We start from the raw sequence: 16530 nt of genomic DNA, 5'->3' as shown, positions 1-16530 counted from the left end.
CGACATCCACAGCTTCGGTAAAGGGCTTATGCCCGATTATTATCCATGCAAAACTCCTCGACTAGTGAGCTGTTACGCACTCTTTAAATGAATGGCTGCTTCCAAGCCAACATCCTAGCTGTCTTTGCAGTTTTACTTCGTTTGTTCAACTTAGCCCTTATTTCGGGACCTTAGCCGGTGGTCTGAGTTGTTCCTCTTTCGGACATGGACCTTAGCACCCATGCCCTCACTCCCGAAGACCAAGTGATAGTATTCGGAGTTTGTCAAGACTTGATAGGCGGTGAAGCCCTCGCATCTTATCAGTCGCTCTACCTCTATCACTCTGCTTCGAGGCTGCACCTAAATGCATTTCGGGGAGTACGAGCTATCTCCAAGTTTGATTGGCCTTTCACTCCTACCCTCAGTTCATCCGTAAGCTTTTCAACGCTTATCGGTGCGGTCCTCCAGTTGGTGTTACCCAACCTTCAACCTGACCAAGGGTAGATCACTTGGTTTCGCGTCTACTCCCGCTGACTGTACGCCTTGTTCGGACTTGCTTTCGCTTCGGCTGCGCGACTGAATCGCTTAACCTTGCCAGCGAGAGTAACTCGTAGGTTCATTATGCAAAAGGCACGCCGTCACACTTTAACATGCTCCGACCGCTTGTAGGCGCATGGTTTCAGGGTCTGTTTCACTCCTCTGTTCGAGGTTCTTTTCACCTTTCCTTCACAGTACTGGTTCGCTATCGGTCTCTCGGGAGTATTTAGCCTTACGGGATGGGCCCCGCTGATTCGCCCCGGATTTCTCGTGTCCTGGGTTACTCAGGTGTCCACTGGGCTTCTGTCGGTTTTCGCGTACCGGGCTGTCACCGTCTCTGGCTACGATTTCCATCGTATTCCGCTAACTTATTTCTTGCCGTGTCGTGGATCCTTCTACCCCACTCGTGCCGTAACACGAGTGGTTTGGGCTGTTCCGCGTTCGCTCGCCACTACTGGCGGAATCATTGTTATTTTCTTTTCCTGCGGGTACTTAGATGTTTCAGTTCCCCGCGTTGGCTTACCGCTTGGCGGTATGGCCATTGCTGGCCGGGTTGCCCCATTCGGATATTTACGGGTCTACGGCTATTTGCGCCTTACCGTAACTTTTCGCAGCTTATCACGTCCTTCTTCGCCTCCGAGAGCCTAGGCATCCTCCATGCGCCCTTGTTTACTTTCTTCCGCGTCTTCCGTCTCTGCTTAGAGACGGCGACGTTAGGGGTTGATATGGGTTTGCTTTGCTCGTTTACTCTTCTTTTTCCATCATGTCAAGGATCTTTCGTGGAGAATAACGGATTCGAACCGTTGACCCCCTGCTTGCAAAGCAGGTGCTCTAGCCAGCTGAGCTAATCCCCCCTTTTACCACCTGACCTCCGGCCTGGTAGTCCCAGGCAGATTTGAACTGCCGACCTCTACATTATCAGTGTAGCGCTCTAACCTACTGAGCTATAGGACTATTCTTCAAATCGTGCCTGCGGCGGGTTGTTTTCCTTCTTTTTATATTGAACGAAGCGTGTAGTACCAAGAGAGAGCTTGGTCTTTTCCAGTCTTATTGCAGGTTTTGCTTCTCCAGAAAGGAGGTGTTCCAGCCGCACCTTCCGGTACGGCTACCTTGTTACGACTTAGCCCCAGTTACCGGTATTACCTTCGTACGCTCCTTGCGGTTGCATGCTTCAGGTACTCCCGGCTTCCATGGCTTGACGGGCGGTGTGTACAAGGCCCGGGAACGTATTCACCGCGCCATGGCTGATGCGCGATTACTAGCGAATCCAGCTTCATGGAGTCGGGTTGCAGACTCCAATCCGAACTGAGACAGGTTTTCGGGATTCGCGCGTCATTGCTGACTGGCTGCCTTCTGTACCTGCCATTGTAACACGTGTGTCGCCCCGGACGTAAGGGCCGTGCTGATTTGACGTCATCCCCACCTTCCTCGCGGCTTGCGCCGGCAGTCTCGACAGAGTCCTCGGCTTCACCCGTTAGTAACTGTCGATAGGGGTTGCGCTCGTTATGGCACTTAAGCCGACACCTCACGGCACGAGCTGACGACAACCATGCAGCACCTCGCAGGTGACTATTACTAGCTGCCGGCTTTCACCGACATTCCCCCTGCGTTTGAGCCCGGGTAAGGTTCCTCGCGTATCATCGAATTAAACCACATGTTCCTCCGCTTGTGCGGGCCCCCGTCAATTCCTTTGAGTTTCACCGTTGCCGGCGTACTCCCCAGGTGGAATACTTAACGCTTTCGCTGTACCGCTTACATTGTATCGCAAACAGTTAGTATTCATCGTTTACTGCGTGGACTACCAGGGTATCTAATCCTGTTCGATACCCACGCTTTCGTGCCTCAGCGTCTGTTTCACCCTAGCAGGCTGCCTTCGCAATCGGGGTTCTGCGTGATATCTATGCATTTCACCGCTACACCACGCATTCCGCCTGCCTCTTGTGTACTCTAGCTCGCCAGTTTCAACGGCACACTCCGGGTTGAGCCCGGAAATTTCACCGCTGACTTGGCGTGCCGCCTACGCACCCTTTAAACCCAATAAATCCGGATAACGCTCGCATCCTCCGTATTACCGCGGCTGCTGGCACGGAGTTAGCCGATGCTTTTTCTTCGGATACTTGCAATACGCTACACGTAGCGTACTTTACTCTCCGACAAAAGAGGTTTACAACCCGTAGGGCCGTCTTCCCTCACGCGACTTGGCTGGTTCAGTCTGCCGACCATTGACCAATATTCCTCACTGCTGCCTCCCGTAGGAGTTTGGACCGTGTCTCAGTTCCAATGTGGGGGACCTTCCTCTCAGAACCCCTATCCATCGTCGCTTTGGTGGGCCGTTACCCCGCCAACTGGCTAATGGAGCGCATGCTCGTCTGTAACCAAAATTGCTCTCTTTAATGAACTCTCCATGCGGAGCGCCCATATTATGGGGTATTAGTCCGGATTTCTCCGGGTTATCCCCCTGTTACAGGTGGATTGCATACGTGTTACTCACCCGTGCGCCGGTCGCCGGCAAAGGTATTGCTACCTCCCCGCTGCCCCTCGACTTGCATGTGTTAGGCCTGTCGCTAGCGTTCATCCTGAGCCAGGATCAAACTCTTCGTTGTATCTTCTTCTTTTTCTTTATTATACCTTCGAAGCGTTACCTGACTGAATTGACTTCTTTCTCTCTTCTTTTACTGTACTACACTTGCTTCTTCAATTCCTTCAATGAACTTGACAAAAAAGTTCCCCGGAGCGTGCCCCGTTTCCTCTTTTGCGGTTGCAAAGTTAATGCATTTTCCTACTCCGCTCCAAATTTTTCTCAATGTTTTTTTGAATTATTTTTCTATGAAATGAAAACTTTTTCTTTTTCAGATTGTTATAGCTAAAATATTTTTACCTCTGCATAGAACAATCAAAGTAATTTGAAACGCAAACGCAATATCCCGTCTTTAAAATCATAACTAATAATCTTAAATACGCCTATTTCAGATGTATTCTCAACATGACGACCAATGCAAAGACATTCATCGTAATCTCCCACTTTAACAACCCGAACCGTTTCCGAAGCATTATCGGGCAATCGTCTCAAATCAAAACGTCCCAGCGCTTCTTCTTGTGTAATATATTCTGTCGTAATCGGTAAACCACTTTGTATAATTCGGTTGACCTGTTGTTCTATTTGATTTATTTCAGATTCTTCCGGTTCACGTTGGAATCGGAAATCAAGCTTACTCTTTTTTCTTTCTATATGAGCCGATACCGCACGACCACAACCAAAAAGGCGAATCATCGTTTGGTTAAGAATATGCTCCGTCGTGTGCATGGGCGGATATTCTTCTTTATTATGCTCATTTAATTGGGGAATATCTTTCATACCATATATCTTTAAAGTCAAATATTTTTACCTGACCAAGAGATTATTTCCGAGTCTAAAATACTATATACATTCGTATCGACATATTCGCCAGAGAACATCAATTCTCCGTCTCGTTCCGTCCCTTCCAACCGAAATCCCAATCGCCGAGGGATAGCATTACTCGAATAATTTTCTACGGCACACCGAATTTGAATGCGATGCATCAAACGTGCTTCCACAGCCCACCGACAGAGTGTCCGAACACTTCGGGTCATTATTCCTTGTCGCTGATATTCGGGCAACAGCCAATAACCGATTTCGGTACGATGATTGACAAAATCGGAATTCACAAACCCGACCAATCCACAAAACTCTCCTCGACATTCTATTACAAAAGTAAAATTTCTTTCTTCCTCCGGGAAAGACAATACTTGCGATAAGAAGTCCATTTCATCTTGTTCCGAAAGATTAGCAACAAAAGGCAACCACGTTTTCAGATAATCCCTATGATCGGCAATGGCTCGATAAATCATAGGGGCATCGTTCAACGTAACCTCCCTTAATCGGATACCTGTCTTTACATCAATGTCGAATTGTAACATTATTTCAATAAAAAATCATATCGGAAAGAAATCAGCACTCTGGTAAACTGTACATTATCATTCAAAGGTATGGACAACTCAGGACGAACCCATAGCTTATGAGCTCGAAAAAGAATGCCCGGAACAATACGATGTTCGACCATACGATACTCCGGAATATTCGTTATATCCAAAACCAATGCTGCCTCTTGGATCACACGACAAGCAGCATGTACCGTATAGCAAGTGTTATATCCCATACCAGAATCGTACATTGGCATAACACCAGCACCGAACTCCACTCGCCCTATCTTCTTATCCAAGCCGATCTTCAATCCGCTATCATAAAAACGCCCAGCATAATTGGTCCCGAAAAAAGCTTCGGCCGAAAACTTTACGCCCCAAACTCCCGTAGAGTAGCGGAAAGTTCCGTTCGCTCGGATATATTGCTCGCTCAGATGGCGTATAAATATGGTATTTTCCAATCCCACCGACCAATTCTTCGCCTGAAACCCGATCGACGCATATTTATTATTTCTCACTCCTACAAAAATCGACTTGAATTGCAACGAGTCATTTTGCGACCATACACTCAAAAAAGATATTACTCCTATAAACAACAATAAAACTCTCTTTTTCATAATTCCTTCGATAACCTCACATTGAGAATATTATACCCCAAATCATTCAAATGTAACCCATCTAACGAATAGTTCATATTCATTTTATCTTCATGGGCAAAATCGTCATACACATCTAAAAATACACCATAATTCAACGTCTCGACCATTTGAGACAACGCAAAGTTCAACTCTTTGATATAATCGTTTGTATGCGGATTATCGGTCTCTAAGTTTCTAGGTAAAATAGAAATAACAAACACCCGGCGTGGAGCCAATCCTTCGATCGTTCTCTTATACTCATCGACAAAATCGGTAATAAACTCTTGCCTCGTAGCATCATTGAAAAGTTTCCCTCCCAAATTATTCGTTCCTATCAACATCACTACATTTTTGTCTTGATAATTCAGATTCCAAGTAGCAATCTCCTCCAACTTCGCGCCACTTACACCATCGTTTCGTACAATCCATGTGGGAAAAGCATCTTTTACGTCCCACCCAGCAACCAACGAGTCGCCCACGAAACACAATTCACCTTCTTTTTCTTCCGAACATGCACCCAAGCTCAAAATCAAAAGCAACATTATTTTCCCCATTCTACACACCCAATTCAGTCTCATTTTTCTTACTCTTTATTTTTTTGTAAAAATCACTCTTTAAAATTTGATTTATAAACATATCGGTAAAAATCCGAGCGCCATCGCCATTTAAATGCATGTTATCATAAAACAGCTCCGGTCTATCAAAAAAATACTCCATTTGATTATCATCTATCACCCGAATTCCATTCTCTCGGCACAACTCTGTAATAACCCTTTTCGAATAGGGATTCCCCTCGTGCCTCAATTTACGATAATATGGAGGAAAAACGACCACCAATTCTACATTGTTCGATTGTAGCTGCGTTATAATCGCTTTCAAATATTCTAATTTTACCGAGTAAATAAAATCATCATCAGGTTCGTCTCCATAATTTTCAAAGATAGGCAAATTATTGGGTTTATGTTTCGCTACAAATCCATGATTTGCCATTTCTTCTCTCGGCAAAAAAGATTGTAAGAAAATACGGAACCACACGGTATTATATTTATACAAATTAGATCGAAGAAAAGCAGAGCCTTTTCCATCGTTTTGCAAGACCAACGCAGAATCTATAACCGGATTTCTCCCGTAATAAGGATTTAGCAACTCAATTCTACCGATATGATCGTCCGATAAATCATCGGGCTGCAAAGCTAAAATAACTCCCCGTGGTCGATGGTGTTCAAGCAGCCCGTCTATCATACATCTGAAAAATATTATGTTTTGAGCATTGCACCCCCCATTAAAAACAGAAATTCCCAAACTATCCATCATAATATCCGGCATAAAACTATTAATCGCGACAGAAGACCCGATAATCACCACATCTTCATTTGCCTGATGAAACAGATACTCTATCTTTGCATAATCTCCCGGAAGCCCATACCTTTTAGAATAAAATGACATGACTTGCCCGAATATAACATCGAAAACAAGTACGATTACAATAATCGACACACATGTTTTCACCAACTTAAATATACTTCGGTTCATAATCGGTCATCTAAAATTGAAAATAGATAAACGCTCCACCGTTGAATGAAGCCGTCAATATAATAAACGCAATAAAGAGAGATATAGATATGATTCTCACCCAATAGTTCTCAGCATTTAAAGCGTGAACTTTTATAGACATCTCATCTTTTATCTCTTTCAACATCAAAATACCTATACACATAAATCCTAACAGCAACGAAGGTATTCCTTCCCCCGTAAATAACGGACCTCGGTCGGTAAAAATTTTTGCAATGATACTGAATGCCGAATGAAGATCATTCGCCCTGAAAAAAATCCAAGCAAACATAACCAATACAAAAGTTACCAAACAATTAAAAACCGCATGCAATCTTTTGGAGACATTTATCTTCGGGAGCAATCTGTTTTTTTCAATCCCGACAATCTGGTACAGCCCATGCAAACTACCCCACAAAACAAATGTAAGATTCGCTCCATGCCAAATTCCACTCACCAAGAAGGTTACAAACAAATTCCACAAATGTCTGTAATGCCCCACTCTATTCCCTCCCAACGGAATATATAAATAATCTTTGAACCATGTCGACAACGAAATGTGCCAACGCCGCCAAAATTCCTTGATACTTTTCGCAAAATAGGGACGATGAAAATTCTCCATTAAAGTAAAGCCCATCATTTTCGAAGAACCTATGGCAATCAAAGAATACCCGGCAAAATCACAATAAATCTGGAAGGTAAAGAAAAAGGTCGCCAGCAACAAACTGACTCCCGAATGTTCCATATAATTATTGTACACGGCATCGACATAAGTAGAAACTCGGTCTGCTACACACAATTTCATGAAAAAGCCCCATATCATCAACCTAAGTCCTGTATCAAAATTCTCATACGAAAACTTATGTTTTTCTCTAAACTGAGGAAGCATATTTTTAGCTCGTTCGATAGGACCGGCGACCAACTGCGGAAAAAAAGAAATAAACAGGGCATATACTACAAAATTTTTTTCTGCCTTTATCGTTCCTCTGTACACATCAACCGCATAACCGACAGCTTGAAATATATAAAACGAAATTCCCACCGGCAATAGCACGTTCCATCGAGGTATCTCGATTCCTATATTTAGGAGAGAGAAAAAATCGGTAATCAACGAACCCGCAAATTCATAGTACTTATAGAAAAACAAAATACCCAAATTGATAAATATCCCCGAGAATAATGAAATCTTACGCCTTCGACGAGACCGAAAACGGTCCATGCACAAGGCCGAAATATAGGTAATCGATGTACTTGTCAACAGCAACAACGCATATACGGGCTCCCAACACATATAAAAATAGTAACTGGCCAGAAGCAAAAATATCGTACGTCCTTTAATACCCGGCAACAGGTAATAAACCAAGCATACAATCGGAAAAAACAAAATGAATTCTAAGGAATTAAACAGCACAACATTGATTCTTTAATTCGACAAGTAGATTATTCTGCACACAAATGTAATATTATTTTAAAAAGGAACAGATAATTTATTACAAAAATGCAGCTCTCTTAACAGCCTATTAATCAAATCGGAGAAAAAACTTTTCTTGCTTCCCAAAATCGGGCATACAAAAAAGACTGCCTTGCGAATCAAGAACAGTCTTTTTATTTTTCAATGTCAATAACAATAAACGTCATTAAAACAACGACTTACTCTACAATCAATTTGAACGATTTATCGCCAGCGCTCCCAGATACCACAGCCAAATAAATACCCGGTATAAAATTCTGAGTCGAGACACTCGCTTCTCCGTCAACAACTACATCGCATACATTCAAGCCGTCGATAGTATATATCTTCAATCGACCCTGAGCCGCCACGTTCAAAGGCTCCCCCCGTTTCACTGGATTGGGATAAAGTAAGGTGACTTCTCTTTCGGTTCCCGTCAAACCGGTAGAAGTACCGTCCATATAAACCTCAAACTCGGTAACGGTTGCCGACTCTCCGTCTATATTTCCGCTTGGAATTTCAATTTTCACATAACGAGCCTTCACCCTATCCACGGTCACCGACTTATTCGTTTTATTCAAATCGCCCGATGAAACAAGAGTCCAAACGCTATTCTCATCTGCACTATTATTTATTTTATTAAGGTCGGGGGTCTCTGTGGCCACATAGATATTATACCCTTCGATTTGATTCGCATCATATACCTTGAATGCATTTACATCATATTCGTCTTCCAAATCGAGAATGCAATAATGCTTATCGGCGGCAGACCTATCGAAATCCCAATGATACTCGGTATTTTCATTCAACCCGTCAAAAATATGCCGGGCATTGGTATAAAACGATTTAGCCCCCGAGGACTTCAAAAACATTTTACCTACACTCACCAAATTGCCCCTATCCGTTCTTTCTTTCAACTTACCGTAAATATCGAACCCATAGATACGCACGGCATTTTCACCGGTAGGAAGTTCCATCGAAAATTTAACAAACCGGGCTTCCTTAGGCTCGGCCAAACGATGATCCTTTACATTGGCGTTTCCCGCTTCCGCATCATTGCGATTCACCACTTCTTCCCAATCACCGTCGTTTCCCGTCTTACTGACGTAAATACGATAGGAATGAACATTGTTATTTCCCTCTACCGTTTTCGAATCCCGAAAGACAAAACGATCGACCATATACACATCGGCCAACTCAAAGATCACCCAGGGATTGGTACTCTTATTGTCGCACCATTTCACCCCCTTTCCCGGCTCCTCAAAAAGGCAATAAGCCGCTTCGTTATTGCTTACCTGTGCACTGTAAGAGTGTATACGCACTTGCGGTGAATCTATTTCGGGAGAAACCTCTTCAACTCCTATCGGCGACGATGGAGGCATTTCTCCATCGATAGCCCAATCGGACGGTTTATCGCCCATGACAAGCTCCAAAGTCCCGCCATTAACGATTTCTTCATGCTTCAACCAGCACCGACCGAGCTCTTGACCGTTCAGTTTGGCCGATTGAATATAGATATTCTTATCGCTTGCATTAGGAGCCAATACTTCAAACACTTTTCCTCCGTCGAGATTAATTGTCGTCTTCGTAAATACCGGACTTGAAATAAGATATATGTCTTGTCCCGCATTAGGATAAAATCCCATCGCATGGAATATATACCAAGCCGACATCGACCCCGAGTCGTCATTTCCGGGTAACCCCGTAGCAGTCGTATTATATCGCTCTTTCAAAACCCTACGGACAATCTCCGCCGCCTTGTCGGGACGATTCACATAGTTATACAGGCTTGGCACTAAAAATGCCGGCTCATTGCTTATTTGGAATAATCCCATATAGCTGTTTTGGTCGAACCCGTCTTGGACATGCGTAAAATATGTATCCAGCCGCTTCAAGAAAGCCTCTTTACCGCCACATCTCGCAATCAGCCCGTTCACATCGTGAGGCACGTAAAATGACATCTCCCACGGGAATGATTCATATACGATTCCTTCCCAACCATCGCGACGAAAAACATTGTAATCTTTCTCGTTCACCCAGTCGCCACTACCATTTTTCGGCCACAAGAATCCTTTGAATCCAAGACTATTGATGTTGTCGTTCCACAAGTTTTTCCAGTTATTCGACCGTTCGAGATACTTTTCGTAAACATCTTGTTTACCCAATTTCTTTGCTACGGTAGCGATTGCATAATCGCAATAGGCATATTCGAATGTGCGAGTTCCCGATCGCTCGGTCACCGTGGAAATATATCCTTTGGTATTATACTCCTCGACACCGCCACGACCTTCATTTCTCGGGTTCTCCGGTTCTACCTCGGCATTTTTAATCATTGCGGCCAATCCTTTTTCGTAATCAATACCCGGCAAATTTTTTACGATAGCGTCAGCAATCAGTACATCGCTGTTCGAGCCCCCTTGTACACGACCGTTACAATTCCCACTACGGCCGTCCGGCATATATCCCTCGTGCTCATAAATATCTATCATAGACCGTACGATATCGGCCTGACGAGAAGGTTTCAAAAGAGCGAACAACGGGTGTGTAGCTCTGAATGTATCCCAGATGGCATAATAATCGTCGAAATAAGGTTCGGACGATTCCCACAGCGGATTCTCACCCGTGCGGTCGGTAGGTTGTAAAAAGGCATGATACAAAGCCGAATAGAAAATAGTCTTGTCGTTATCGTTCCCCTCGACTTCCACAGTGTTCAACACCTCTTTCCATTGTGCGATTCCTGCATTGCGAATTTCGTCAAAGTCCCAAGACGAAAGTTCCGAAATATTCGCTTTGGCTTTCTCTGTGCTAATAAACGATATTCCTACTTTTACTCTCACTTTTTGACCCTCTGTCGTATGAAACCCGAAATAAGCCCCGGTTTTCTCTGTTCCCGTTGCATCTACCTGCTCGCCCGATTGGACAGACGTCCCTTTCCAAACAGTATACTCATCGGCGGGGGTATCCAACAAAGCGTAGAAATACACCGTATAAGGACCACCTAAATTCCAGCCTCCTTTGACGGTCGAATAACCCTCGATTTCTTTATTCGAAAGAATTTTTACCCCCGAGGCTACCAATTCCTGTGATTCGACATGTAGTGTCAGACAACTTCCTGCATCGATCAATATCTTTGAAGACTCCGATTGAGGGAAAGTATATTCATGAAATCCAGCCTTAGCAGATGCCGTCAGTCTCACTCCCACATTATACTTACTCAAAGAAACTTCATACAAGCCCAATCCGAATCTCTCGTTGGAACGTGCCGACGAATAATCCGAAAGGTTCAAATCTCCGGTTATCGGTTGAAATAAAATATTTCCATACTTGGGACCACCGCCGGTTCCGCTCACATGCAAATGGCTGAAACCTTGTATATTGCCACCCCTTCCCCAACCTGAATTATTGGTTCGGTCTCCACAATCGGCTCCTAATTTCACCATACCGAAAGGCACACATACTCCCGGGAACACATGTCCCTCGCCGTCAGCTCCGATTTCGGGTCTCACATACTCCCAATTCTCTCGGGCAATCACATCTCCTCCGGTACAAACCATCTTCATTGTATTCAAATTGACACGGATTGTATAGACTCCCGTAACAGGCACTTGAAACGCATTATCGAAGCCATCATTGGCGGTAGCCCGCTCATACAAATCGTATTCCTTTCCTGACTCGACGAGCAAATGTCCGGCTATATCTATACGACAAGTAATGGAAGGTTCCCATTTATTCGATACCAAAAATTTGAACCGGCCTTCATCTATACTATAATCCGATAAAGTTCCTGTCCACGTAAAGATACCAGGCTCCTGCTTTTCCATCGGGATAGCGGCATCCGGATCCCAACCTGCCTCCGTAGCATTACCTACCAAATAAAGATTGTCATAAGCGGCAAAAGCCGGACTAAGAAACGATAAGAAAAATACTAAAATGAAAAAAGATAAGTTTTTCATGTTTAAAAATTTTAGGATTAAATATTCATGTCACTTATATGACACGCAAAAAGCCAATAACCCTTAAAAGGCCAAGAATAAAATCTATAATTATGGAATATTAATTTATAATATTAAGATAAGTACCTCATAAACAAGGAGAAAATTCTTCCGATTTTAAAGATTTTTACGACACGCCAAACAGAGCCTTTGAAAAACAAATTTTATTATATTATATTTGCGACTACATACTTATATCACAATGCTTCTCTTTCAATAAATTCATGAAAATAACCGAAAATAATATTATAGAAAGTTTGAAATCTGGAGAAGAACAAGCATTTCGATACATTTACGACAAATACTACGGTTATTTATGTGCCATAGCAAAAGGTTACCTTTCCGATAACGATGCGGCAGAAACTGTTGTAGGAGATGTAATTTACAACATCTGGGAAATACGGAAAAATCTGAATATTCATACTTCGTTACGATCATACCTCATACGTAGTGTAAAAAATAGATCTATCAATTATTTACAGCAAGAGTACATTGCCAAAGAAATTTCTATCAATTCGCTACAAGATTACACCGAGATAGAATCTTTTTACTTTATAGAAGAAGAACACCCTTTGGAAAAAATGCTCGAAACGGAACTTGAAAAAACGATAAAATCTGCTATCCATACACTTCCAGACGAGTGTCGAACGGCTTTTATATTGAGCCGTTATCACGATATGAAATACGAAGAGATAGCATCCCAAATGAATATATCCGTTAATACTGTAAAATATCATATCAAGAATGCCCTATCCAAACTGAGAACAGAATTAAAAGACTACCTTGTCGTACTTTTATTATTTCTATTATCGAATGAACTTTATTGTAACACTATAAAGAAACTATTAGATTTCCTAAATACTTAAAATTATTTAAAACCGCTCATACAGACTACCCCAAAGAAAAAAAACATCTGTCTTTCCTTTGAATATGAAGAGAGCCGACATACATACCGAGCACATAAATAATCTGATTCTTTCATTTTTGAATCGGACAATATCTTCTACCGATTTAAAGGTATTGAAAGAATGGATTGACGAAAATGAAGACAACAAAGCCTATTTTTCGGAAATACAAAAAATTTGGCTGATTTCCAGCATTTACGAAAAGAAAAACTTCGATAAATTAAAAGACCGGGCTTTTCAACAATTCAAAGACCGGATCGCTCAAAAAAACCAAGAACAAGACATTTATATCTCACGTCCAAATTGGAATCGGATTTTTTATATAGCGGCATGTATCATTATTGCATTCTTTGCAGGAATAGGAGTAATGTACTTTACTGGGAATCAAAGACTCTCCGATCAAACACTATCCTATTCGGTAGAATCTCCACGAGGATCGAAATTAAAACTGTCTCTCCCGGACGGAACATCGGTATGGCTCAATGCCGATTCAAAACTATTATATGACAACAACTTCGGTATCAACAACCGCGATGTCACGCTATGCGGAGAGGGATACTTCGAGGTCAGCAAAAACAAAAATCTCCCGTTTCAGGTCGTATCGGACGATATAAAAGTAGAGGTCTTAGGGACAAAATTCAATGTCAAAAATTATCCAGAAGATCCGAATATCAAAGTCGCATTGTTAGAAGGTTCGGTGATGCTATACGATTCTCTTGAAAGCACGATATTAAAACCGAATCAGATAGCACAATACGACAAACAAAACAAAAAAACCACATTAAAGACCATAGCGGCAGAAAATACAAGCGCGTGGATAAACGGTCACCTGTATTTCGACGAGGAAAACATGGAAACCATCGCTTTGGCTTTGGAACGAGCATTCGATGTGAATATTACCATTAAAGACGAGACCCTGAAAAAAATGATATTCTACGGCGACTTCATTATCGAATCGAACAATATCGATGAAATTATGAATATCATGGCTGCCACAAACAAATTTAACTACCACTATAAAATCCGTAAAAACGAAATAGAAATATTTCAATAAACACATTCGATATTTATTGGTGTAATAGACAAATCCAATTTGTCTAATTACCCGTTTCATACCTAAAACCATGCTCAAAACAGTTACTATTTGCCGTTCGGTTTATCCGTTAAGATTCATTTTACTACTCGGTATTCTATTCTCTTTCAATGTTTTTGCTAAGCAAAGCGGAGAAGAATATATCATCGAAAGAGAAAACTGGAAAGCCTTTATTCGTCTTTCGGACGGTACAGTAGACCGATATGAATTTCGGGAACATGGCGTATGGAAAACCATACCCTTTCGCCACGACCGAATGGCCGGACCGGCTTGGGACGGTATCATGCTAGCTCACGATAAAAAAAATCCGGGATCGTTTATCGGTGAAAAAGACCACATTTTATACAATATCTCGTACGTCCCGGCGCAAGACCATCTCATCGTCAAATGCTCCATGACCAACACGGGGAGTACACCATACGCTCCGAAACAAAGCAGGCTGATTCTCGGTATCGATAGTGAAATGCACGCCTACCCTCAATGGGACACTAAATTTTTCCCCACTCTGCTACGTTGTGAAAAAGACTTCGCATGGGGCTATTTCATGTCTCCGAAACAAACCATATTCGGTTTTACAACGGCCGAACCGGTTGCTTCATACGCCATAAACTACATTTACGAGGGTTGGCTTAAATGGAAATGGGGACATCAAATAAGAACTGCCAGTTTAGATATGCTACATTGCTTACCTCTGCCGGAAAGGCATCCCCAGAACTTAACGGAGCTGGCTCCCGGAGAGACGAAATGCTGGCATATACACATGGGACAAATACAGTCCCTTCCCGACGTAAAATCGAAACTTTCGGAATGGGCTGCTATTCCCATGATCGAGTGTGACCGCTACACCATAACATCGAAAGAAAGCATATCCGTACGGGGGTATTCGACCGACTCGATAAGCATCGCAATAAAAGGCCCCGGCATAAAAAATCAAAAAAGCCTCACGACCGACAAAAAAGGCAATCTGTACACGACCTGTTTCCGCCCGACTCAAAAAGGAGAGTATAAAATCACAGCGACAACCCAATCGGGGAAAACGGCAGAAGCCCGCATATTCGTTCGGCAACCGTGGTCGTGGTACATGAAAAATGCCCGAGACTTCGTAGCCGAGAACCAACCCTTATTCTCCAACGCCTGTGAAACATTTTACGGATACTACACCGCCTTTCTTGCGGCAAAACATTTCCCCGACACGGCAAAAGACAACGCCTTGCAAGAACGGTTCGACAACACTCTGCCTCTAATTATCGACACAACCACATGGCTGCCTAACCCGAAATCACTGCCTCACCGCATACAAAATTTCTCTGCCCTAATGGGAATGCTGGTCGACCTATGGGAATATACGGGAGAAAAACATTACTTGGAAAAAGCCGCCCACATCGCAGATTATCTCTGTTCCGATAAAATACAAGGGCCTGACGGAGCTTATCGCTCGCAAGGAACTCATTACACGGCTGTTATCTATACAGCCAAATCGATGCTCGAATTGGTGGCCGCCGAAGAAAAGCTCATCGCGAATCCCGTTTGGAAAGAACGCCACGAACGACATTTAAACTCGGCCCGAAAAGCCGTAGACGATTTGTGCGGACGCCTCGACGACATAGAGACCGAAGGCGACATGACTTTCGAAGACGGCATGATCACTTGCAGCGCCCTGCAATTGGGCATGTATGGATTGCAAACTACCGAACCGTCACAGCAGAAGAAATACAGCGAAGCCGCCCGATATCTGATGGATAAACATAAATGTCTTGAACAATTATTAATCCCCGATTGCCGCATGAGGGGAGCCACACTGCGATACTGGGAAGCTCTCGATATTTATTTTATTCCCAATCAAGCCATGAACTCTCCGCATGGCTGGACGGCATGGAAAATCTACGCCTCTTACTACTTGTATCTGCTGACCGGTGAAGAATTTTATCTAACCGATTTCATGGACACGCTCGGGGCCTGCACCCAAATCATGAAAGAAGATGGTCATTTACGCTGGGGATTCATTCCCGACCCCTATATAGAAGCCAAGCTATATGTAGAAAATCCCGAGCAAAAACACCACGGATTAGTCGTTGACTCTATCGTGGGAGAACAATATTTAGATATGATAAGTCCGTGGTTGCGCCCCGACGATGAAAATACAATCTGTCAATTTAAAGAAAGAGGAGGAGCCGGAGACAATACGGTTCAAGAAATTTTCAAAGTCATGGAAGAGTGCGCTCTCACATCAGCCTATGTCCTCATACGAAAAGACGGCTCTATTCTGGCTTACAATTGTCAGGTTCACAAGAAAAACGGCACTTTGCATATTATACCCGATGAAGCCATCATCTCTAAGGTACACTTGAATACCGCCCGAAAAACAAATATTTCCATACAGGCGACCGGCAAAAAGATTCGCGCGAAATCGGTTCTCGGGTGTAAATGGATCGAACTAAATTAA

At 43.1% G+C, this 16530-nt stretch carries 10 protein-coding genes, 2 tRNA genes and 2 rRNA genes; 3 read left to right on the top strand and 11 right to left on the bottom strand.

All coding sequences use genetic code 11. The features are described 5' to 3' along the window. The 11 genes from HMPREF9448_RS14035 to HMPREF9448_RS14305 all read right to left on the bottom strand — a co-directional run. Positions 1-1195: ribosomal RNA gene (locus tag HMPREF9448_RS14035) — 23S ribosomal RNA — on the bottom strand; the annotation flags it as partial. Between the two features lie 101 nt (positions 1196-1296). Beyond that, positions 1297-1370, bottom strand: a tRNA-Ala gene (locus HMPREF9448_RS14030). A gap of 23 nt (positions 1371-1393) precedes the next feature. Next, positions 1394-1470: transfer RNA gene (locus tag HMPREF9448_RS14025), tRNA-Ile, on the bottom strand. Positions 1471-1587: 117 nt separating this feature from the next. Beyond that, a 16S ribosomal RNA gene (locus tag HMPREF9448_RS14020) occupies positions 1588-3119 on the bottom strand. A gap of 290 nt (positions 3120-3409) precedes the next feature. Next, on the bottom strand, positions 3410-3871 hold the full coding sequence (locus tag HMPREF9448_RS14015) for an alanyl-tRNA editing protein (protein ID WP_008863242.1): 462 nt from the start codon (positions 3869-3871) through the stop codon (positions 3410-3412). A gap of 17 nt (positions 3872-3888) precedes the next feature. Continuing rightward, positions 3889-4455, bottom strand: coding sequence for a GNAT family N-acetyltransferase (locus HMPREF9448_RS14010; protein WP_008863241.1), 567 nt, complete (start codon positions 4453-4455; stop codon positions 3889-3891). Then, entirely contained in the window at positions 4455-5075 is a 621-nt protein-coding gene (locus tag HMPREF9448_RS14005; protein ID WP_008863240.1) for a hypothetical protein, read from the bottom strand. Before HMPREF9448_RS14005 ends, HMPREF9448_RS14010 begins: the two co-directional genes overlap by 1 nt. Beyond that, positions 5072-5674 (bottom strand): SGNH/GDSL hydrolase family protein, encoded by a 603-nt coding sequence (locus HMPREF9448_RS14000; protein WP_008863239.1) that lies wholly within the window; start codon positions 5672-5674, stop codon positions 5072-5074. Before HMPREF9448_RS14000 ends, HMPREF9448_RS14005 begins: the two co-directional genes overlap by 4 nt. After that, the gene (locus tag HMPREF9448_RS13995) at positions 5652-6629 is read right to left on the bottom strand and encodes an SGNH/GDSL hydrolase family protein (RefSeq protein WP_008863238.1); all 978 of its coding nucleotides are present in this window, start codon (positions 6627-6629) and stop codon (positions 5652-5654) included. The genes HMPREF9448_RS14000 and HMPREF9448_RS13995 overlap by 23 nt, the downstream gene beginning before the upstream one ends. A 10-nt stretch (positions 6630-6639) precedes the next feature. Then, complete coding sequence (locus HMPREF9448_RS13990; protein WP_008863237.1) at positions 6640-8058, bottom strand: MBOAT family O-acyltransferase; 1419 nt, start codon at positions 8056-8058, stop codon at positions 6640-6642. A gap of 239 nt (positions 8059-8297) precedes the next feature. Next, complete coding sequence (locus HMPREF9448_RS14305) at positions 8298-12050, bottom strand: GH92 family glycosyl hydrolase (RefSeq protein WP_008863236.1); 3753 nt, start codon at positions 12048-12050, stop codon at positions 8298-8300. A gap of 263 nt (positions 12051-12313) precedes the next feature. Here HMPREF9448_RS14305 and HMPREF9448_RS13980 point away from each other — a divergent pair, with 263 nt between their 5' ends. The 3 genes from HMPREF9448_RS13980 to HMPREF9448_RS13970 all read left to right on the top strand — a co-directional run bounded on the left by HMPREF9448_RS13980 (position 12314) and on the right by HMPREF9448_RS13970 (position 16530). Then, on the top strand, positions 12314-12955 hold the full coding sequence (locus HMPREF9448_RS13980; protein ID WP_008863235.1) for an RNA polymerase sigma-70 factor: 642 nt from the start codon (positions 12314-12316) through the stop codon (positions 12953-12955). Positions 12956-13019: 64 nt separating this feature from the next. Beyond that, positions 13020-14048 carry a FecR family protein gene (locus HMPREF9448_RS13975; protein ID WP_008863234.1) on the top strand — a complete coding sequence of 343 codons (1029 nt, stop codon included), beginning with the start codon at positions 13020-13022 and terminating at the stop codon, positions 14046-14048. A 70-nt stretch (positions 14049-14118) separates the two neighbouring features. Further along, a complete protein-coding gene (locus tag HMPREF9448_RS13970; RefSeq protein WP_008863233.1) occupies positions 14119-16530 on the top strand; it encodes a hypothetical protein in 2412 nt (803 codons plus the stop codon).

It is taken from the genome of Barnesiella intestinihominis YIT 11860 (genome assembly GCF_000296465.1).
Classification (GTDB): Bacteria; Bacteroidota; Bacteroidia; order Bacteroidales; family Barnesiellaceae; genus Barnesiella; species Barnesiella intestinihominis.
Note: the sequence above shows the minus strand (reverse complement) of the source record. Positions and strands in the feature narration are given on the sequence as shown.

Excerpts from the sequence above, each read along its gene's own strand:
- HMPREF9448_RS14015 (WP_008863242.1), bottom strand. The coding sequence starts at position 3,871 with ATGAAAGATATTCCCCAATTAAATGAGCATAATAAAGAAGAATATCCG.
- HMPREF9448_RS14010 (WP_008863241.1), bottom strand. The coding sequence starts at position 4,455 with ATGTTACAATTCGACATTGATGTAAAGACAGGTATCCGATTAAGGGAG.
- HMPREF9448_RS14005 (WP_008863240.1), bottom strand. The coding sequence starts at position 5,075 with ATGAAAAAGAGAGTTTTATTGTTGTTTATAGGAGTAATATCTTTTTTG.
- HMPREF9448_RS14000 (WP_008863239.1), bottom strand. The coding sequence starts at position 5,674 with ATGAGACTGAATTGGGTGTGTAGAATGGGGAAAATAATGTTGCTTTTG.
- HMPREF9448_RS13995 (WP_008863238.1), bottom strand. The coding sequence starts at position 6,629 with ATGAACCGAAGTATATTTAAGTTGGTGAAAACATGTGTGTCGATTATT.
- HMPREF9448_RS14305 (WP_008863236.1), bottom strand. The coding sequence starts at position 12,050 with ATGAAAAACTTATCTTTTTTCATTTTAGTATTTTTCTTATCGTTTCTT.
- HMPREF9448_RS13980 (WP_008863235.1), top strand. The coding sequence starts at position 12,314 with ATGAAAATAACCGAAAATAATATTATAGAAAGTTTGAAATCTGGAGAA.
- HMPREF9448_RS13975 (WP_008863234.1), top strand. The coding sequence starts at position 13,020 with ATGAAGAGAGCCGACATACATACCGAGCACATAAATAATCTGATTCTT.
- HMPREF9448_RS13970 (WP_008863233.1), top strand. The coding sequence starts at position 14,119 with ATGCTCAAAACAGTTACTATTTGCCGTTCGGTTTATCCGTTAAGATTC.